This is a genomic window from Methylomonas sp. BG-2, from assembly GCF_057766305.1.
Window position 1 is genome coordinate 1 of sequence record NZ_JBYMAP010000062.1, and the last position, 19925, is coordinate 19925.

Genomic DNA, 19925 nt, shown 5'->3' on the forward strand with positions numbered 1-19925 from the left:
GTTGGCTGAGCGGCGCCGGATATTTCAAGTCGCTCAGGAGTCATTGGCTGAGCGGCACCGGGTATTTCAAGTTGCCTGGGAATCGTTGGCTGAGCAGCACCGGGTATTTCAGGTTGCCTGGGAATCGTTGGCTGAGCGGCGCCGGATATTTCAAATCGCTCAGGAGTCATTGGCTGAGCGGCACCGGGTATTTCAAGTTGCCTGGGAATCGTTGGCTGAGCGGAGTCGAAGCCGGCGTTTTGGCTATGGCTCGCATTCCGACACTCCGCCAGCCTATGCAATAGATTGCCATCGCCCGCTATCAGCGCCTGCTTCTTCCGACGGCTCCAGCCTTGAATCTGTTTTTCCCGGATATAGGCGCCTTCAATGCGCTCGCACTCCTCGCAATAAAGCAACTGGACCGGCAGTCGCTTAGCGGTGTGCTTGGCGCCCAAGCCATTTTGGTGTTCCCACAAGCGCCGCTCCAAATCCCAGGTACTGCCGGTGTAATAGCTGCCGTCCGAGCATTGCAGAATATACAAGTAAGGCATTGCGTCGCTCCGCAAAAGATTCGGCTAGGTTCGCCGAGTTGAGCGGCTAACTGCGTTAAGCCGGAAGCGCCGTTCGCTGACGCTGGCCGAAGCCACGTTCGCGAGCGGAGCAGCGTTCGCTGAGCGGAGCCGAAGCGAACATCGCGAACAACCCGTCGGGCTCCGCTCGGCTTCGACTACCTCGACTTCGACTCCGCTCGGCTTCGACTCCGCTCGGCTTCGACTCCGCTCGGCTTCGACTCCGCTCGGCTTCGACTCCGCTCAGCCGGCGGAGTGGCCGACGGAGTTAGTCGGCGTCGTTGAACTCGGCGTCTTCGTCTTCCTGCGCCGGAGCGGTGGTCACGCGGCTGGCGAAGGCTTTGTCGCGGATGGCTTTTTCCAGTTCCTCGGCGATTTTGGGATTGTCGCGCAGGAATTGCTTGGCGTTGTCCTTGCCTTGGCCGATCTTGTCGTTTTGATAGCTGTACCAGGAGCCGGATTTTTGGATGAAGCCGAATTCGACGCCCAAATCCACCAGTTCGCCGAAAAAGGACACGCCTTCGCCGTACAGAATTTCGAAGTCGGCTTGCTTGAACGGCGGCGCGACTTTGTTTTTGACGATCTTGACCCGGGTTTCGTTGCCGATGACTTCGTCACCTTTCTTGATCGCGCCGATCCGGCGGATGTCCATCCGCACCGAGGCGTAAAACTTCAGCGCGTTGCCGCCGGTGGTGGTTTCCGGGTTGCCGAACATCACGCCGATTTTCATCCGCAACTGGTTGATGAAGATCACCAGCGTGTTGGAGCGTTTGATGTTGGCGGTGAGTTTGCGCAGGGCTTGCGACATCAAACGCGCTTGCAGGCCCATGTGCGAGTCGCCCATGTCGCCTTCGATTTCGGCTTTCGGGGTTAACGCCGCCACCGAGTCGATGACGACGATGTCGACCGCGCCGGAGCGGACCAGCATGTCGGTGATTTCCAGCGCCTGCTCGCCCGTGTCGGGCTGCGATACCAGCAAGTCGTCGATGTTGACGCCGATTTTTTGGGCGTAGATCGGGTCCAGCGCGTGCTCGGCATCGACGAAGGCGGCGGTGCCGCCCAGTTTTTGCACTTGGGCGATGGTTTGCAGCGTCAATGTGGTTTTACCGGAAGATTCCGGGCCGTAGATTTCGATGATCCGGCCGCGCGGCAAGCCGCCGCAGCCCAGCGCGATGTCCACCGACAGCGAGCCGGTCGAAACGACTTCGATGTCGCGGGTCGCGGCGACATCGCCCATCCGCATCACCGAGCCCTTGCCGAATTGTTTTTCGATTTGCATCAGCGCCGCGCCCAGCGCCTTTTTCTTGTTCTCGTCCATTGTTGCCTGCCTTGGTTTGGCTACTGAAAGCCAGCGATTATCCCATAGGCCAAGGCCTTGAAACAGCTTTTCTCGCGGCCGGATCAGGCGAACAGCGCGGCCGCCTGGCGCGGGTTGTACGGAAAATACAAATGCAGATAGGAGGCTTGCAAGCGGCCGAGCCGGTAATACGCCTCGGCTTGGCCGTGATGGCGACGGGTGGACGAATGGGCGTGCGGCGCCAGATCGGTTTGCAAGGTCGAGAAATGAAAACTGTGGCCGCGAATTTCGCCGTGCTCCAGTTCCAGACTGTGCATGCCCAGATTGGCCAGTTGAGCTTGCATCTTGGCCTGTCCGGGCAACAGGCCGACCATTTCGGCGGCGTGGCCGTCGCGGTCGGCCAAGCTGTCCAGCAAATACAAAAAACCGCCGCATTCGGCGTAAATCGGCTTGCCGGTTTGGTGGTGGTCGCGTAGGGCCTGCTTCATTGCCAGGTTGCCGGCCAGTTCGGCCAAGTACAATTCGGGATAACCGCCGGGCAGATAGATCGCGTCTGTTGCCGGCAAGTCGCTGTCGGCCAGCGGCGAGAAGAAGGTCAAGGTCGCCCCCAAGGCTTGCAGGCAGTCCAGGTTGGCCGGATAGAGAAACGAGAACGCCGCGTCCCTGGCGACCGCAATACGCCGGCCGGCCAGCAGGCGCGGCGGTGCGGGGACGGAAGCCGGTTCGAACGCCACCGGGTCCGGCAAGCGGCAATCGCTGAGCAGCTCGGCGGCGCGGGCCAGGCGCTGATCCAGATCGGTGATTTCGCCGGCTTGGTGCAAGCCCAAGTGGCGCTCCGGCAGGCCGATCGCGGCGTCGCCGAGCATCGCCGCCAGCAACGGCATGTCTTCGGGTAGGGCTTCGGCCAACAAATTGGCGTGGCCGGCGCTGCCAACCTTATTGGCGATTACGCCGGCGAAAGCCAAACCCGGACGGTAATGAGCTAAACCGTAGGCCACCGCGGCAAAGGTTTGCGCCATGCCGTGGGCGTCGATCACCGCCGCGACCGGCACGCTCAGCGCTTGCGCCAAATCGGCGCTGCTGCTGTCGCCGTCATACAAGCCCATCACGCCTTCGATCAAAATCAGATCGGCTTCGCCGGCGGCGCGATACAGCAATTCGCGGCAGTGCGCCTCGCCCATCATCCACAGATCGAGCTGGTAGGCCGGACGGCCGGCGGCATGGGCCAAAATCTGCGGATCGATGAAGTCCGGCCCGGTCTTGAACACCCGCACCTCGCGGCCGAGTTGCCGGTGGTAATAAGCCAGCGCGGCGGTGACCGTGGTTTTGCCCTGGCCGGAAGCCGGCGCGCTGATCAGGATGGCCGGGCAATGCTGAGCGGGCCCGAGGTTGGCGTTGCTCATCCTTCAGTCCCTACGGTAAAACCACATTTGATAAATGCTGAGCAGAATTTGCACGCCCATCGACAAGCCCATCAGCGCGCCGCTCAGCACGACCACGTAGGCGAATTCGCGGACATGTTTGGTGACGAACCAGGAGCCCACGTCCAGCAACATCGCCACGAACGGAATCACCACCGCGATGCGCTTGACGTAAATGTTCATGTCGCACAATAAAAAGATCTTGCCGATGAAAAACAGGATGAAGGCGATGCCGAACAAATGAATGTGCGACACTCTAACCAAGACCGGAATCGACGCCCCGCCGGTGTGGGCGACTTCAGCCACGCCGGCGAAAGTCGTTAAATCCGGTAGAGAAGGATTGGCGGCGGGATTGTGGCAATGCACGCAATCGCGGTTCAAAATCGGCGCGATGTTTTCGTCGTAACCCATCTGTTCGGCGCCGTCCTGTATCCACTTCTGGATTACTTCCTTATCGCTTTTGTATTTCAGATTGGGTTCCATGATGCCGTTGATCGCGGCGCCCAAGCGGGTTTGACTGTTGGAACCGTGGTACATGATGACGATGTCGTCTATCGACAAGCCGCGCTTGCCGTCCCGGCCTTGGTGGGTATAGTACATATTGACCAAGGCCATCAGATAGCCCAAGCCTATCGTCAATAAAAACACGGTGTTGAGGATACGTTCGCTGACCGAAATATCCTTGAAACGGGTGTATTGCTTGCCCATGCGATCCCTCGGAGATTGTTTGGACGGATAGTTTAGCTCGGCCAAAAAAGACCGGCACGCGAAGTGCCGGTCAAGCAGGGGCCACGAGGTTTATCGAAGCAGTGCGACATTCCGATCCGATATGGGGTTGGGAGCGACAAATTCAACGCCCCGTTCAGCAACGGACAACCCGGCAACCTGCCAGAGCGCTAAAAGTTGACGAATATCGACGCCATCCCCAAATGATGCATCGTCATATTCACGTGTTTGGCATCTTCCAGATATTGATTCATATAGCCGATCTCGGTACGGACATGGCTGTTGAAATTCCAGCCGAACCCGGCGAACGCCCGATTTTGATCGAAACCGGATTTGCCGCCCCAGTCGGTGGTATTGACCCGGTAAAACGCTTCGTCCCAAGCCACTAGGCTAAAGCGCGGCTCGAACTCGAACGGATGCACAAATTTGATCATTTGCCGGGGACGCTCGCGGACTTGGTTGCCGCGCAGGAAATTGCTTTCCCACATCGTTCTGAAGGTAAACGTTCCAATGTCGGTCGGCAGCACGTAACGAAAGGCCGGCCAAAAGTCCTGTTGGGAAATGTAGGGCTTATTCTGGTTTTGGGTCGGCAACCAGGTGTAACCCAGCCAGATCGTGGCTCGATCACTTAGCGAGTAGCCCAGCGCGCCGCGCACCATGCCTTGATACCAGTGTTCCCAGTTGCCGTCGAAACGGCTCTGGCCTTCCACCCAAACTCTGGCCTTTTCCAGATCCGGGTTGACGGCCTTCAGACCGCCTTCGCCAACCATTTGCAGCCAGGCGCCGGTATCCTCGGCTAATTCGCCGGCTTGCGCGGTGCAGGCCACGGCTAAAACCAGCGTTGTTAATAACATTCGATTCGGGGTCATTTCGGTTCTCCGACGGCAAGGTTTGGATTCGCTACCCGACTCTCGGGCATGCCTCCGGCCTGGGCGCCGCTGCGGCGCCTTGCGGCAAGAGGGGGAAAGGGTTACAGGGCGTTAAGGCCGCTCAGACACTCAATTTTCGGCGCGTGGCCAAGTGGTGGTCCGAGTAGGAGTGGTGGTCGTCCAAACCGACAATCTGGCAGCGGCCGCCGGCGTGGTTGTATTCCTCGGCGTAATGATGAATGAACTCCATCACGGTATGGTCGATCAATTCGGCGTCGGTTAGATCGAAGAACACGTTTTGTCGATCCGGGAAATCCGCCAGCAAACTTTTCAGACTGATGAAGTTGGAGAACACCGCCGCGCCGCTGACCGCGATGTGATAGGTATCGTCGCTGGTTTGATTGACATGGTAAGCCATCGAAAAGATATTGCCGGGCTTCAAACCGCGACTGACGTGAATCAATAGTTCGACAACGATACCGATCGCCACGCCAACCAGTAAATCGGTGGCAATCACGCCGATGATCGTAATCACGAACACCGCGAAGTTGTCCAAACCGACGGTCAAGGTTTTGGCGAACTCCTTCGGCGAAGCCAAGCGAAATCCGGTAAACACCAACAAGGCCGCCAACGAGCTCAACGGGATTTCATGGATCAAGCGCGGGAACAAGGCGACGAAAATCAGCAAGAATAAGCCGTGGAAGAAATTGGCCCAGCCCGTTTTGGCGCCGTTGTTGATATTGGCGGAGCTACGGACAATCTCGGCAATCATCGGTAAACCGCCGATCATGCCGGAAATAAAATTACCGACGCCGACCGCCGCCAAATCGCGGTTCAATTTGGAATTGCGTTTATACGGATCGAGTTTGTCCACCGCCGAAGCGCTGAGCAAACTCTCCAAACTGCCGACCAACCAGATTGTCACGACCGCGACCCAAAACTCGCTTTCGGCGATTTTCGAAAAGTCCGGAAAGTAAAAACCGGACATGAAATTTTCAGGTACCGCCACCAAAAAGGCCGGACCGACGCTGAATTCGTGGTGCGGTAAAATTTTCGCATCCGGCAAAAACAGGTATTGGTGGATATGGTCCAAATCGAAAAACTGCCCCAAGGCCAAGCCCAGCATCACCACCAGCAGCGGTGCCGGAATCATTTTCAAGCTCGGCTGTTTGATAACCGACCACAGGATCAACAACGCCAAACCGCACAAACCGATCAACGAAACCTCCGGGTTCATTTCGACGATCGAATGCGGGATTTCGGCGATCGTCCCCAACAGAGTCTTGGCTTCCGGCTTGACGCCCAGCAAGGTATGAATCTGCTTGGCCATGATGATGATGCCGATCGCCGCCAACATGCCATGCACCACCGAGGACGGAAAAAACGCGCTCAGTTTGCCGGCTTTAAAGACGCCGAGCAGTACCTGCAACACGCTGGCAACCACGATGGCGGCCAAGGTGTAGCGGTATCCGGCCATCGCATCGCCCTGCCCGAGCGATTGCACCGCATCAACGATAACGACGATCAAACCGGCTGCCGGACCGTTGATCGTCATATAGGAGCCGTTGATCCGCGAGACCACCACCCCACCGATAATCGCGGTGATAATACCCGCCATCGGCGGAAAACCGGACGCCATCGCAATGCCCAAGCACAGCGGTAACGCGATCAAAAACACCAGAAAACCGGACAGCAAATCGCTACGCCAATTTTCGATCAACCCCGGTATACCTGTTTTCGGTAAAGCTGCAGTGGATGCTTGCGACATGGTGAATCTCAGCTAAATGGAAAACCACTGTTAAGCCAAAAATGTGCCAAGCCCTGCAAGCGCTAATGAACACAAGGTTTGCACGGCGTTGGCTCGCGGCCGATCGCCGGGCGCTCCGCCAGGCTGGTTTATTAAAACCACTCACCTTGGTTGAAATCCACCACGCGCGCGATTTGCACCATTCGCATCGGCAACCGCGAGTGAATGCCCTTGACCTTAAAAAGCGCATTTGGGTGATGAAAAATCCCGTTCGGGCTGAGTTTGTCTAAGGGCGGGCGGGATTTTTCGCTCACCCGTTACGCTGAAAGTCATCTTTAATTTGCCAGAGCGATGCAGAGCCTTCATCACCCTCGCCCCCGATCAACGCCAGCGCGCCGATTTCCAATCCGCCCGCGCGCCCTACCCCTCTCTGAAAAAAACACTGTCCTGATTTCTGACCAAGACGGTGCGCGCGCCGCACCCAATCAAACCGCCCGACCGTGGCCGGTGTCCGGTTGAAAACAACCGGCCACCCCGGCGATTTGCACCGAAGCCTCCCGATACTTCCAGATTACACATTAACATTCAATCACTTATAAGCAGGCACGGCTTATGCTTTGCGAGAATAAAGGCCGGCATGCCCCTAGGTAAGCCGGACGCGCATCGGGCAACCCGCCGAACTCGGGTTTTCCGGCTCTGTTCTTTTGATACGAGGTTGATGTACCCATGACGGTTTCCAAGCCCACGACACCGCTAACCGATCAGCTACTCGGCAACGCCGGCGGCTTTGATCTGGATGCGGTGATCGAACACATTGCCCATTGGCTGCCCACTCAAGGCCCGCTGAAAGATTTTATCCATCACAACACGCTGCACGCGGTGCAGGACAAGCCCTTCCATGAAGGCGTGGCGATTGCCGCTCGCATTTTTGGCGCCCGGGGCTATTTGCCGCTGGCGGACTATCAAAACCGCTACCGGCAAGGCCGCATTCGCGACGACGCCATCGACTGGGCCTTGGCGCACTGCGATTGCCCTGAGGCCGAGCGGGCGGCGCTGCGGGAACGCTTGTTCGAAGACGACAAACACAGCCACTATCCCCCCATTTCGCTGGCTAACCACGGCATACGCACGCATTGGATGACAACCCTGGAAGTCGATTTGAACGCGTTGGCGCATCCGGTGGTATTCCGCCTGCTGAGCAACTTTCTCGACCAAGGCATTAGTCGCTGGACCTTGGCCAAGGACGGCGAAAGCTTCTGGGATTGCCTGCTGCGCTTGACGCAAAACAGTTTGCTGCCGCTCTATCCGTTTCATATCGCCGAAGTGCGCGAGTTGTTGAATCAAGGACCGGATCAGGTCATCGCCCATTGCCTGGAACGCATGGTCGGCATCGAATCCTGGTACGAACAATACCTGTTGGAATTGCTGCTGTCTCATCCCGGTTGGGCCGGCATGGTCAGATTGATCGAACTCAATCCGCAAGCCTTGCTGGCGAAGCGGACGATTTCGCTGAAACAATTGATCGCTTTCGAATTGGCCTGCGAACTGGCGTTTCTGACCAAAAAACGCGGCAAGCAGTTTACCAACATCGCCAAACTCCCCCGGCTGAACAGCGTGCCACGTTTTGAACACCAGGTCGCCGATCTGGCGATTCCGCTGCGGCTGCGGGTCTGGCACGAAGCGATGGAATGGAGCATGCACAGCGAGTTGTTAGCCGCCTTGGCTACCCCCCTAGTTGCGCCAGCAGAACCGGGTTCGGCCAAGGTCAAACCGTCCGCTCAGGCCTTGTTTTGCATCGACGACCGGGAATGTTCTCTACGCCGCCATCTGGAGGAAATCGATCCGGCCATCGAAACCTTCGGCGCCGCCGGTTTTTTCGGCATAGACTTTTTATATCAGGGCTTGGACGACGTTTACCCGGTCGCCCAATGTCCGGCGGTCATCACGCCCAAGCATTTGATACGGGAGGAATCCCCCCACCCGCATCCCAAAAAAACCAAAGCCAAAAACCCACGTTTGGCCGGCATGCATTTTTCGGCGCATTCGATGTTTCGCGGCTGGCTGTTCACCCAGACCATAGGCTTAGGGTACGCGGTCCGCTTGGCCTGGAACGTGTTCCGTCCCGGCGCGGGCGTTCCCAAGGTTCAGCAACTCAGCGAGGTGGAAGCTCACTCGCATCTGCACTTATTACGGGAAAACGACGAGCCGACCCCGGAGGGTTATTTGCTGGGCTTCTCGTTTCCGGAGATGGCCGACCGGGTTGGCGGTTTGTTGCGCAACATTGGCCTAACCCAAAATTTCGCGCCGCTGGTGGTCATCGTGGCCCACGGCTCCAGCAGCGTCAACAACCCGCACTTCGCGGCCTACGATTGCGGCGCCTGTTCCGGTAAGCCGGGCGCGCCGAATGCCCGTGCCTTTGCCTGGATGGCCAACCATCCGTCGGTGCGCGACATTTTGCGCGAACGCGGCATTTCGATTCCGGACGAAACCTATTTTGTCGCCGCGCTGCACAACACCAGCCGGGATGAGATCAGCTACTTCGATCCGAACGCCTACCGGCACCGCGATCTCAACAACCTGCATGCGTTCAAGCATGCAATGCAGCTCGCTTTACTGCGCAATGCCCGCGAACGCTGCCGCTGGTTCGAACTCGGCCCGCGCTCGCATTCCAACCAGGAAGCCCACCGCCACGTCCTGGCGCGCGCCTCGTCGATTTTCGAACCGCGTCCGGAGTACAACCACTCCAACAACCTGTACTGTCTGGTCGGCCCCAGGGCGTTGAGCCGCCGGTTGTTTTTGGATCGCCGCTCGTTCTTGCATTCCTATGAACCGGATAGCGATCCGCACGGCGAAATCCTGGCCAAGATCCTGACCGCGATCATTCCGGTCTGCGGCGGTATCAACCTGGAGTACCTGTTTTCCCGTATCGACAATTCGGTCTACGGCGCCGGCACCAAGCTGCCGCACAACGTGATCGGCTTGCTGGGCGTTGCCAACGGCGTCGAGGGCGACTTGCGTACCGGCCTGCCGCAACAAATGATCGAGGTGCATGAACCGGCCCGGCTGCTGATGGTAATCGAGCAGCGCCGGGACGTCGTCGATCAAGCCCTGGCCCGAATCGGCGATCTGAAGGAATGGCTGGACAACGACTGGATACGCTTCGCCTGCCGCGATCCGGCCAATCGCCAGCTGTTTTATTACTCGGCGAGGGGCTGGGAAGCCGTGGAAATCCCGGCGTCGTTGCGACCGCCGGCCGCGCCGCATTCCGAACGGATTATCGTCGGCAAAACCGAAACGATACCGGTCCATCATTTACTCGGGAGACCCGCATGAACGGCTTGATACTAGCCAGTCTGTTTTTACCGATGCTCGGCTTTTTTCTGATTCTGGCGTCGTCGCCCGATGAACACCGCATCGCCAGAATCAGCCTGTGGACCGCTCGCTTGATGGGCACCAGCGTCCTGACCCTGCTGGCGACATGGGCCGCTTACGGCTTTCCGGACCATGAATTCGTCTGGTTCGATTTGTACGCCAGGGGCGACTATCGCTTTCCGATCCTGTTTTATCTGGATGCGGTCGGCGCCACCTACCTGTTTTGCGCCTGGGCGATTTTCGCGATCATCGTGCGCTATTGCCGAGTCTATCTACACCGGGAACCCGGCTATAAGCGGTTTTTCCTGACCATTTTCGGCTTTAGCTTTGGCTTGAATCTGGTGATATTGTCGGGATCGATCGACATGCTGTTTGCCGGCTGGGAGATGGTCGGCGTTTGTTCGTTTTTGCTGATTGCGTTTTACCGGCACCGGCCGCAACCGGTCCGTAACGCACTGCGCGCCTACACGATCTACCGGTTTTGCGACGTCGGCCTGCTATTGGGCGCCTGGATGAGCCATTTATTGTTTCACGAGAGCCAACACTTCAGTGAGCTGGCCAACTTGTTCGACCACGCCGCGATGCCGCCGGCCGGTTACGCCTCGCTGTTGTTTTTGTCGTGGTTGATCGTGATCGCCGCTTCCGGCAAATCGGCGCAGTTTCCGTTTTGCTTTTGGTTACCGCGGGCAATGGAAGGGCCGACCCCGTCCAGCGCGATTTTTTACGGCGCCTTGTCCATCCATTTGGGCGTGTTCTTGTTACTGCGGACGATGCCGATCTGGAGCTATCACTTGCTGAGTCGTCTGGTCGTGTTGGCGATCGGCTTGCTCACCGTTGTCGTCGCCAGCTTGTCGGAGAAAACCCAATCCAACATCAAGGGCCAGATCGCCTATGCGTCGATCACTCAGGTCGGCTTCATGTTCGTCGAGCTGGCGCTAGGTTTGCAAGCGCTGGTCTTGGTGCATTTTCTCGGCAACGCCTTCTTGCGTTGTTATCAATTGCTGGTATCGCCGTCCATCGTCGCCCACTTGCTGCGGGTGGAAGGATCGGTGGATACCGACTTCGTCATCAAGCCCAGCGCGATGCGCGACCGCTTGCCCTACTCAATTCGCGACACCTTGCCCGGCGTATTGCAGAATACCTTGTACGTGTTCGCGTTGCAGGAAGGCAATCTGGAACGGCTGGTGCGAATGACTTTGTGGGACCCGCTGAAGGCCATCGGCAGCCGAGCCAACGCGGTGCGGCCGGCGATTAAATACTGGGTGCTCTTTTCGGTTTTGGCTTTGATACCGCTGGCGAAACTTCAACAGTCGGTCGATCCAGTTTATTTGTCGATGCCGGTGTCGTTAGCGATGGTGATCGCTACGCTGAGTGCGTTCAGCCAAAACCGCCATCCGCTCCGGGTGTGGCACGCGATCGCGCTGAGCTGCCTGCTGGCCGGCGCGGCGGTTTGGATGATGACGCCGGAGGCCGCTCCCGATGTCGCGTTGTTTGCCAGCGGCATCGTGCCGTCCTGGCTGCTGGGGATATTCGTGCTGAAGCGCCTGTCGCGCGAGACCGAGTTCGCGGTGATGCCGTTCCGGTATCGGGCGCTGGCCGAAACCGAGCCAGGCTGGTCCCTGCTGCTGTTTTTGAGCTTTTTGGGATTGGTCGGCTTTCCAATCACGCCGGCCTTCTTGGGCGAAGACCTGCTGCTGGCGCACGCGACGAATCAGCATCCCTGGTTCGCGCTGCCGATCACGATCGCTTTCGTCGTCAACGGCATCGCCGCCGCTCGGGTTTTCGTCAGATTGTGCATGGGCCGGCCGGCCGAGGTTCGGCCGTTGGAAACTTGACCCGGCTGGATAGCCGGCCCATGGGAAACGCTCGGTCAGATTACAGCGTGGCGGCGAGCGCCGGATAGAGCTGGAACAGCATGAACAGACAGGCGCCGCACACCAGCAAGGCCAGCAGACTAAGCTTGGCAAGCCGCCGCCACAGTCCGTTGGAAACCTTGCCGGCCAGCAACACGCCGGTACTGAACACGCCGCCCATGACCGCGGCGGGCAGTCCCCAAATGCCGAGGTAACCGGGCAAAATCAGCAACAGTAGCGCTTGCAAACCGCTGCCGGACAATTCGCAGAACAATGGCGTACGGGTATCGGCGCCGGCGTAAAAATAGCGGGCCAGCAACGCGTTCCAGCTGCCGAACACGATAGACAGTGCAAACAAGGCCAGCAGCAATGGCAACGGCCCTTGGCTCAAGCCGGCCGGCAATAATTTGGCCACCAATAGCGGCGAGATCAATATCATTCCGGCCACCGGCAGCAAGGTCAGCCGCGTGCAAATCGACAAGCCCCGGTGCATCAGGCGCAAGCGGCTCTGGTCACCTTCGCCGCTCATTTTGCCGAGCAGTACTTGATTCAAACCCATTAACGCAATCAGCGGAATATTCACCAATTTGCGCGCCAGATTGACCAGCGTCACCGAACCTTCACCCAACAAGGACGCGGTCAGCCGTTCTAACAAGGCCAAGCCTTGGCTGGCGCCGCTACTGAGCAACAAGGGCCAAAGCTGGCGCCACACCAGTGCAAATTCGCCCTTCGCGCCAGCCAGCCAGGGCCGCCAGCCGAATCCCCAGGCGGCGGGGAACAGTACCAAAGCCATCAGTGCGCTGCCGGCCAGAAAACTCTGCGCCAGCCAAATTTCATCGGCCTGTTTGCCGGCCCATCCCAGATAAACCACCGGCGGCAGATTGAACAGCAAAGACCCCAAGCCGGACAGCAGAAAACGGCCGGCGGCTTGCAACGGCACGGTCAACACCGCGTGCGCCAGAAAACCGGGAATCGTGAACGCCAGCCAGATTAAAGCCTCGGCACCGCGTTCGCGGTCCGCGTCCGCCAAACCGGGCCCGACCCAGCCGATCAATAGCGGCGCCGCCGCTGCAATCGCCAGCGCCAAGCCAAGGCCGGCAGCCAGCCAATGGGTGATTTGACCACTCAACCAGTGTGGCTGAGCCTGGAGCTCCGCGCGCTGCCACAGCGGCAACATCGCCGCCGACAGTATTCCGCCCGCCAGCATGACCCGAATGGCCTCGGGCAGAAACATCGCCACCAGAAAGGCGTCGGTCTTGGCACCGGCGCCCCAATCGGCGATCAACAGCCATTCCCGGCCGAAGCCGGCCACCAAGCCGGCCAGCGTGGCCAGCGTCAATAGCAGCGTCGAACCCAGCATTTAGTAGAACAGGCAGAACAGCCCCTTGCCGCCGACTTTGTAAGTCAACTCATGGGGGCGTTCGCCCATCGGCTTGGCACCCATGCCGCCGACGATCTTGTAGGGAGCGATTTCCTTGCTGACCACGGTGTTGGCGGTCACCACCGCGCCCTTGCCGATCTTGGCGCCGTGCCCGACCAAAGCGCCCGTGGCGATCCAGACATAGTCCTCGATATAAATCGGCGCCGATACCGACCAAAATTCCGGCGCTTCCAAATCGTGGGTGCCGGCGATGATCTTGGCGTGCGAAGCCACGGCAACGTGGTCGCCGATGATCAAGCCGGCGCGGGCGTCGATCTGGCAATGCCAGGCAATGCAGGTGTCTTCGCCGATCACTAAGTTTTCGACGCCGATGATTTCGGTATTCCGCCAAATCGACGACCCCTTGCCAATCTTGGCGCCCCCCAGCCTCAACCAAGCAATCCGCAGATGGTGACTGGGAATTTTATTGATCAAAATGTTGTACCACTGCTCCCAAGCCCGCAACCAACGATCTTTTAAGGTCGGCCAATTGATCCCGTAAGCCGGCACGAACGTGGTCGGGATTTCGTCGCGCAACAAGGCGTAAAACCGCCGCGCCAGCGGTTGCTCGATCCGTTTTTCAATGTTGACCGAGCAAATCGACACCCGCGGATGGTCCGCATCGCCTTCTTCGAAAGCAACATCGTTAGCCAACATCCACTCGTAGGCCGCGAGTAGCTCGCCGGCGTCTACCGCCAGTTTTGCGGCGTAGTCGGGCAAACGATCGCGAACGGCGTTGGAATGGTAAATGCGGTGTTTCATCGCGTGTCTCTCCTGTTTTGTCCGGTAATTAACAAAGGATCGCCCTCGATCGCCAAGCGCCGCGCCGAATGCAGGCCAAGGGCCATGATCATCCAGAACAGAGCGACTAAAACCATCGTAAAACTGTAATAGTGATCGAACAGGCCGGTCAGCAAGGCCGACAGCAAACCCGCGCTGCTGCCGATCCAAACCGCCCGTTCGCGGTTCAACAGATTCAGCCAACCGCGCGGCTTGGTCTCGCGCCACCAAGCCACCGTCACCGCGATAAACAGCAACATGCCGGGAATTCCGGTTTTATAAATAAAATTCAGCCAAAGATTGGAAATGCCGAGCAAACCGGTATTCGGCGGCGGCGGATCGGTTTTGAAACCGATACCCAGCGGATAGCGGGCCATTGCGTCCGGAAAGCGCCGATATTCGTCCATCCGAATTTCAGTACTGGCATTGGTGGACGAAAAAGTCGTGGACAAACGCTCTTGCAGCGGCGGATAAAACAACACCAAGGCCACAACCAATACCGTCGCGGTGCCGATAATCCGTCCCGCGCCCGGCACCCGCAGCCAGGTCAGCCACAGCAAGACCAGCGCCAGACTGACGATGGCTCCTCGAGACATGCTGAACAACAAGCCGGCCGCACCCATCAGCGCCACCGCCCACCCCAGCAGACTCCGCCAACCGCTTTGAAAGCGGGCGTAGAAGTAGGCCAACGGCAAAAATAATACCAGCACGCCGCCGGTGAGATTGGGATGCACCCACGGCGAGGCCATCCGGCTGAAATTGGCCGAGAAAATATCCTTGACGGCTTCGGGGTGCGCATATTTGAGCTTTTCCAAAACCGGGATGAAGGTATTGGCGTTGCGGTCCTTCAGAAAATAAAAAATCGACAGCGTCAGCATCGCCAACGTTCCGAGTAGCAACGCAACGAGTAGTTTGTCGCGCTTGCGGTCGTCGTCAATCAAAATCGGCACCAACAATAACGTGGAAACGTTCATCAGCCAGCGTATCCAGTTGACGACTCCGCTACCCTCGGCCTGAATGGTCAATTGGCCGACCGCGAACGGAAGCGCGCTAAACAGCATCAGCCAAATCAGCTGCCGCTCGGTGCTGCCGACCACCCAACGGTAGCGACGTATCGTCAATTGCCAGAAAACGCCGAGCCAGGTCAGCGCCAGCAACGCTTCGGACACCGTGATCCGTATTCCCAACTGTACCGTCGTATAAGGAATCAAGGTGGCGAAGAATGCGAACAGCAATAACCCCAACAGCGGACAGCGCACGACGGTGATGGTCATCGCCAGCGCCACCAGCGCCAGCAAGGTTTTGGCCGGTTCCAAAAGCGTCAGCAAGCCGCCGAACAGCAAGCCCAATGTGACGGCCAGCAGTTTGCCCTGTATGGCCATCAGCGGTCGGCGTGTATCAAATCTTCGACCAAGGACCAAACCCGCCGGGTATATTCGGGCATGGCGTAGCGGGCCGCCCATTGCCGAGCGCTATCGGGGTCGCGATCCGGAGCGGCGCCGGCCAAGCGCCGCATCAACATTTGCAGCGCCTCGCCGTCCAACGGTGAAAATCGCGGCGCGGACGGCGGCGCCACCTCGTCCAGCGCGGAACCGGTGGCCACCGCCACCGGCGTACCATGGCCCAACGCCTCGACCACCGGCAAGCCGAAACCCTCGGCCAGCGAGGGCTGCCAAAGGCGATCGGCATGGGCGTAAAGCGCCGCCAGTTCGGCATCGCTCAGACCGCTCATCATTGTCAGACCGGGCAAATCGCGCTGGTCCGCCGGTAGGTCCTGGGGATGACCGACCAATACCAAGTCCGGAATTTGGTCACCACCAGCTCTGACCAGCCGCCAGTTTTCAATGAACCACGGAATGTTTTTGCGCGGCTCGCGAGTCCCCACCACCAACCAATACCGATCGGGCACGCCATCCGGCGTAGCTTCGACGACGGCGGCCGACGCCGGCACGGCATTGGGCAGTACTGAAATACGCCGCGCCTGTTTGGGAAACCATCGGGCTGCTTCGCCGGCGGTAAACGCGGACGGCGACCAGATCGCATCGGCCAGTCGCACCGAATGTGCAATCCCGACCCGGTCTATCCACCGATAAACCAGGGCTCTAACGCGGCTGGCATGATGGTTTTGCATCGTCAATTGAAACACGTCGTGCAACAGCAGTGCGTAACGGGTACCGACCACGCGCTTGACCGGCAAACCGGTATTCGCGGTCGCGATATACAAATCCAAATGTTGAGCTTCGACGGCTTTCGGCAAGAATGCCCACTCGAATTTGAGGCGTTCGCGCGGGCGGTGCAATCCTTCTGCCGGACTGGGCGAATCCGGGCATAGCAGGTTTTGCCGCAACGGATGATCGGCGGGAGCCGCGCTAAAACGGAAGACTTCCGCTCCGCCGTCGATCAAGGCTTGTTCCAGCGCCAACACCTGCCTGGCGATACCGGAAAACGGCGCCGCCACCACCGGGCGATAATCAATTCCCACGCGCATCGGTCATTTTCCGGTAAACGGATTCCAATTGATCGGCGGCTACCCGCCAATCGTGATGATCGGCCGCATAACGCCGCCCGGCCTCCCCCATGGCGCCAGCTCGCGCCGGGTCGCGTAAACTGTTGGCCAAGGCGAATGCGAGACCGTCGGCATCGTCGCCACGGGCATACTCGATATCGGCTTGCAAACTTAATCCGGACACACCCTGGCTGGTGCTGACCAACGGTAAACCTGCCGCCAGGGCCTCCAGCACCTTGAGTTTGGAACCGCCGCCTTCGCGCAGCGCGGCGAGAAACACCGCCGAACGCCGTTGCTCCACGGTCAAATCGGCGACGAAACCGCGCCATTCCACGCGGGGGTCGGGCCATTGCCCGGCCCATTTTTCCGGCATTGCGTAGCCGCAGATCGCAAGCTTCGCCTCCGGCATTCGCTCCCACACCTTGGGCATGATGTCGTTCAGACACCATTCCACCGCGTCGCGGTTGGGCGGGTATTCGAAATTGCCGACAAATAAAATACGATGGCTCGTTAAGTCCGGACCGACGGCAGCGAATCCGCGAGTATCAACGCCGTTTATCACCACATCCACGGCGCGGCCCGCAATCCGTCCCAATTCGGCGGCATCATTTTCAGTGACCGCGACCAAACGGGCCGGCGCCGCTAGCGCCGTCTTCTCCCAGTGTCGATAGCGCCATTGATCGTAAACCACGAAAGGCCACACCCATTTCGGCAAATGCTGGTAGGTCGCCGCGCCGAGCGAGGACTCGACGTTGTGCTCGGTCAATACAAACGCTTGCCGCCTGTCCCGCAAAGCGCGCAAATACGGTTGCAGCGCATAACTGTGTTCGATCTGGACAATATCCCAAGGCTCTTCCAGCAATTGCGCAAACTGGTTTTCCAATGCCGGTGCCAGTCCGTTAACGCTGGTCAGCAACGGATAGCGAGCGAATGCGGCCGCCGCTAGCGAGTAGGGATGCTTCAAGGGCCGCCGGGGCAGCACGATCAATCGTTCGACGACCGACTCCAGCTGTTGCCGGGTCGAATCCGACAAGGTCTCCTTGCTTTGCACCAACAAGGTAATTCTATGACCGCGCTCGCTCAGGCTACGCAACAAATGGTACTGGCGCACCTTGCCGCCGCTGGTGGTCGGCCACGGCAGATAGGGTAAGGTCCACAATATCTTCAATGCTGACATCGATTAGGTTGCTGAGGCGATTGGGGACGAAGAGGTCGTAGCGGTTAGCGCCACTCCAGAATTTGCAATTGCTGGGCAACAGGCACAGATACCTTGCCATCGCTGACGGTTAACGCTTTCGAGGTCTGCTTCAGCGGTTGATGCAAGGTCGCCGACTTGATATTCGCCAACTCCATCGTGCCGGCATTTCTCGCCCAGAACATCAACAACTGCGTACCGTCCGGCTTCATCCAGCTGACGCTGAACGTTGCCAGATCCTTGGGTAAACTGCTGACTTTCGGCATGCTCCCCGGATTTAGGCTCGGTCCGGTGATAGCCAGAAATTTGGCTAATGCGGTATAGGCCGGTTTCGGATTACCGTTTCGATCCAATAGGCCATAGTAACGATCCCGGTAACTGGCGCGCTCGTCCAGGTCCGATAATGCAAACAAAAACACCCGGTCGAAATCGACCGCGCTGATCAGCGCCAAACGCCGCAATAGATAGTCTGCTTGACCATCCACGCCGATCAAGTCTTGTTCTTCTTTCGGACCATCGTAGCTCGACCATCCCCATTCCGTGGCCCAGATCCCGAGTGGGCTGGTCGCGCGCAAACGGGCATTCAAAGTTTTGGTGCGGACGACAAAATCCGCGACGCTCGGGTCATCCCCTTCCGGAGACAAACTATAGGGATGATAGGCGATGATCGATCCGCGCCAAGGCGAACCGATTTTCTGAGCCAGTTCTTCCAACATCAAGCCACTGCGCAACGGCATTTGACTGTAGTACGCCATGCCCGCCATCACTACCGTCTTGTCCGCCGCGTTGCCGCGCAACGCCTGATAAGACGCGTTGAATAATTTGCCGTAGTCTTCGGGGCTGGCCAAGGGTTGCCAAAACGCCGGCAAATTCGGCTCATTCCAGACTTGCCAGGCATTCACGACCGGGTAACGTTTGGCCAAGGCCACCATCCGGTCCGCAAAGACATTGACGTCCTTTGGCGGATACTGGTCTGACTGCCCGAAGGGCAAAATAGAGCTGCTGGCGAACGGCGCCGAACCCACCAGATAAACAACCGATTTCACCTGCTGTTGTTGCAACGCATCGGCAACGCCGTCCAAGGGTTCCCAGACGAACTTCTTCTCCTCCGGTTCAAGGCGGTCCCAATGTACATCGATCCGGACCCATTCCAGCCCTAATGCTTTTAGTTGGGTCAACTGTTGACTGTATTGTGCCTCATTGAACCATAGTAGATGGGCGTTAACACCCAGAAAATCTTTCCAAGCCAAGGGTTTGGGCGGAATCAAATACAGGTCCGCCGCGCGCGGCGAATTGACGACCATCCCCGCTACCAGCATCGTCAAGCCAACCAAACTACGGAATTTGCTATTCATGACTTGCCCCCGAAACAGATTGAAACAACGCGCCGAAAGTAGATGCAATCCGCGGCCAAGCCCGATCTTGGCCCATCGCCGTCGCGGACCGGCTCCACTCGGCGACCGATTCCGGCCGATCCAATAATTTGACCAATTCGGCAGCCAACGCCGCGCTGTCGCCTTGCGGAAACACGGCACCGTTGCCATGGGACACTTCTTCGACGAACGCGCGGGCATCGGAGCTGATCACGCCCCGACCGCAAGCGTTGGCCCAGGACAACGCGCCGCTGGTGCCCAACATGCGCCCCAAAAAAGCGAGTTTTTTCGATTCCTTATAGGGCAGCACCAAGACATGATGCGCCTGGATGATATTGGCAATCTTGGCAGCCGGCACATCCAACTGCCAATGAACATGGCTTTCCGCCAACCCTGCTTCCGTCAATTGACGTTGCAGCCCAGCAATGTAGGAATTATCGTCGCCGAACGCGATGTCGGGCGCGGTTCCGCCGGCCAAGGTCAGACTCAATTTCTGCTTGGCTTCCGGTCGTTCCCGAAACAGCAAGGCAATCGCATCGATCAAGTCCTCGATTCCCTTGCCTTTATAAATAAAGCCGAAATACAGCAGCTTTAAAGGTCCATCCGGTGGGACTATCGGCAGCACCTGCTCGGTGATCGCAAAGTTGCCGTGCGCTATGGTCGTTACCGCGCCACTGGGAAGATTCATCCGCTGTTCCAAACAACGCGCCCCGGTTTTGGTCAAGGTCACAATCCCCGACAAACATCGCGCCAAGCGCCGCTCCCTCGCTAATGTCAACGGATCGGTCAGTAATACCAGCGCTTGATAAAGGGAACGC

16 protein-coding genes are annotated in these 19925 nt (G+C 58.5%); 2 read left to right on the forward strand and 14 right to left on the reverse strand.

Annotation, left to right across the window (positions count from 1 at the left end; translation table 11 throughout):
• From AC3B8H_RS08010 to AC3B8H_RS08040, 7 genes are all read right to left on the reverse strand, one after another.
• A partial coding sequence (locus AC3B8H_RS08010; protein ID WP_488441074.1) for a GIY-YIG nuclease family protein occupies positions 1 to 530 on the reverse strand: 530 nt, incomplete at its 3' end.
• Positions 531 to 816: 286 nt separating this feature from the next.
• Positions 817 to 1866 carry a recombinase RecA gene (gene recA / locus AC3B8H_RS08015; RefSeq protein ID WP_488441075.1) on the reverse strand — a complete coding sequence of 350 codons (1050 nt, stop codon included), beginning with the start codon at positions 1864 to 1866 and terminating at the stop codon, positions 817 to 819.
• A gap of 83 nt (positions 1867 to 1949) precedes the next feature.
• Positions 1950 to 3248, reverse strand: a complete 1299-nt coding sequence (locus AC3B8H_RS08020; RefSeq protein WP_488441076.1) for a cobyrinic acid a,c-diamide synthase CobB — start codon at positions 3246 to 3248, stop codon at positions 1950 to 1952.
• 3 nt (positions 3249 to 3251) lie between these two features.
• Complete coding sequence (locus AC3B8H_RS08025; RefSeq protein WP_488441077.1) at positions 3252 to 3974, reverse strand: hypothetical protein; 723 nt, start codon at positions 3972 to 3974, stop codon at positions 3252 to 3254.
• 188 nt (positions 3975 to 4162) lie between these two features.
• Positions 4163 to 4861: a DUF2490 domain-containing protein gene (locus AC3B8H_RS08030; RefSeq protein ID WP_488441078.1), complete on the reverse strand. Its 699-nt coding sequence runs from the start codon at positions 4859 to 4861 to the stop codon at positions 4163 to 4165.
• A 121-nt stretch (positions 4862 to 4982) separates the two neighbouring features.
• On the reverse strand, positions 4983 to 6629 hold the full coding sequence (locus tag AC3B8H_RS08035) for a SulP family inorganic anion transporter (RefSeq protein WP_488441079.1): 1647 nt from the start codon (positions 6627 to 6629) through the stop codon (positions 4983 to 4985).
• A gap of 131 nt (positions 6630 to 6760) precedes the next feature.
• Positions 6761 to 6922, reverse strand: coding sequence for a hypothetical protein (locus AC3B8H_RS08040; RefSeq protein ID WP_488441080.1), 162 nt, complete (start codon positions 6920 to 6922; stop codon positions 6761 to 6763).
• 412 nt (positions 6923 to 7334) lie between these two features.
• On the opposite strand from AC3B8H_RS08040, the gene AC3B8H_RS08045 reads away from it, so the two are divergent.
• Together AC3B8H_RS08045 and AC3B8H_RS08050 are read left to right on the forward strand one after the other, a co-directional pair.
• Positions 7335 to 9941, forward strand: a complete 2607-nt coding sequence (locus AC3B8H_RS08045; protein ID WP_488441081.1) for a YbcC family protein — start codon at positions 7335 to 7337, stop codon at positions 9939 to 9941.
• A complete protein-coding gene (locus AC3B8H_RS08050; protein ID WP_488441082.1) occupies positions 9938 to 11815 on the forward strand; it encodes a proton-conducting transporter transmembrane domain-containing protein in 1878 nt (625 codons plus the stop codon). The genes AC3B8H_RS08045 and AC3B8H_RS08050 overlap by 4 nt, the downstream gene beginning before the upstream one ends.
• A gap of 40 nt (positions 11816 to 11855) precedes the next feature.
• Here AC3B8H_RS08050 and AC3B8H_RS08055 read toward each other — a convergent pair whose 3' ends face one another.
• From AC3B8H_RS08055 to AC3B8H_RS08085, 7 genes are all read right to left on the reverse strand, one after another.
• Positions 11856 to 13193, reverse strand: a complete 1338-nt coding sequence (locus AC3B8H_RS08055; RefSeq protein WP_488441083.1) for a lipid II flippase MurJ — start codon at positions 13191 to 13193, stop codon at positions 11856 to 11858.
• Positions 13194 to 14015 (reverse strand): acyltransferase, encoded by an 822-nt coding sequence (locus AC3B8H_RS08060; protein ID WP_488441084.1) that lies wholly within the window; start codon positions 14013 to 14015, stop codon positions 13194 to 13196.
• Positions 14012 to 15415 (reverse strand): O-antigen ligase family protein, encoded by a 1404-nt coding sequence (locus AC3B8H_RS08065; RefSeq protein WP_488441085.1) that lies wholly within the window; start codon positions 15413 to 15415, stop codon positions 14012 to 14014. Before AC3B8H_RS08065 ends, AC3B8H_RS08060 begins: the two co-directional genes overlap by 4 nt.
• The gene (locus tag AC3B8H_RS08070) at positions 15415 to 16521 is read right to left on the reverse strand and encodes a glycosyltransferase family 4 protein (RefSeq protein WP_488441086.1); all 1107 of its coding nucleotides are present in this window, start codon (positions 16519 to 16521) and stop codon (positions 15415 to 15417) included. The genes AC3B8H_RS08065 and AC3B8H_RS08070 overlap by 1 nt, the downstream gene beginning before the upstream one ends.
• Complete coding sequence (locus AC3B8H_RS08075) at positions 16505 to 17716, reverse strand: glycosyltransferase family 4 protein (protein WP_488441087.1); 1212 nt, start codon at positions 17714 to 17716, stop codon at positions 16505 to 16507. The genes AC3B8H_RS08070 and AC3B8H_RS08075 overlap by 17 nt, the downstream gene beginning before the upstream one ends.
• Before the next feature lie 44 nt (positions 17717 to 17760).
• Positions 17761 to 19089, reverse strand: a complete 1329-nt coding sequence (locus AC3B8H_RS08080; RefSeq protein WP_488441088.1) for a cellulase family glycosylhydrolase — start codon at positions 19087 to 19089, stop codon at positions 17761 to 17763.
• Positions 19082 to 19925: glycosyltransferase (locus AC3B8H_RS08085; RefSeq protein WP_488441089.1), on the reverse strand; the 844-nt coding region annotated here is incomplete at its 5' end. The genes AC3B8H_RS08085 and AC3B8H_RS08080, both read right to left, overlap by 8 nt.

Bases quoted from the DNA above. Each gene is read 5' to 3' on its own strand.
- recA (WP_488441075.1), bottom strand. From the start codon at position 1,866: ATGGACGAGAACAAGAAAAAGGCGCTGGGCGCGGCGCTGATGCAAATC.
- AC3B8H_RS08020 (WP_488441076.1), bottom strand. From the start codon at position 3,248: ATGAGCAACGCCAACCTCGGGCCCGCTCAGCATTGCCCGGCCATCCTG.
- AC3B8H_RS08025 (WP_488441077.1), bottom strand. From the start codon at position 3,974: ATGGGCAAGCAATACACCCGTTTCAAGGATATTTCGGTCAGCGAACGT.
- AC3B8H_RS08030 (WP_488441078.1), bottom strand. From the start codon at position 4,861: ATGACCCCGAATCGAATGTTATTAACAACGCTGGTTTTAGCCGTGGCC.
- AC3B8H_RS08035 (WP_488441079.1), bottom strand. From the start codon at position 6,629: ATGTCGCAAGCATCCACTGCAGCTTTACCGAAAACAGGTATACCGGGG.
- AC3B8H_RS08045 (WP_488441081.1), top strand. From the start codon at position 7,335: ATGACGGTTTCCAAGCCCACGACACCGCTAACCGATCAGCTACTCGGC.
- AC3B8H_RS08050 (WP_488441082.1), top strand. From the start codon at position 9,938: ATGAACGGCTTGATACTAGCCAGTCTGTTTTTACCGATGCTCGGCTTT.
- AC3B8H_RS08055 (WP_488441083.1), bottom strand. From the start codon at position 13,193: ATGCTGGGTTCGACGCTGCTATTGACGCTGGCCACGCTGGCCGGCTTG.
- AC3B8H_RS08060 (WP_488441084.1), bottom strand. From the start codon at position 14,015: ATGAAACACCGCATTTACCATTCCAACGCCGTTCGCGATCGTTTGCCC.
- AC3B8H_RS08065 (WP_488441085.1), bottom strand. From the start codon at position 15,415: ATGGCCATACAGGGCAAACTGCTGGCCGTCACATTGGGCTTGCTGTTC.
- AC3B8H_RS08070 (WP_488441086.1), bottom strand. From the start codon at position 16,521: ATGCGCGTGGGAATTGATTATCGCCCGGTGGTGGCGGCGCCGTTTTCC.
- AC3B8H_RS08075 (WP_488441087.1), bottom strand. From the start codon at position 17,716: ATGTCAGCATTGAAGATATTGTGGACCTTACCCTATCTGCCGTGGCCG.
- AC3B8H_RS08080 (WP_488441088.1), bottom strand. From the start codon at position 19,089: ATGAATAGCAAATTCCGTAGTTTGGTTGGCTTGACGATGCTGGTAGCG.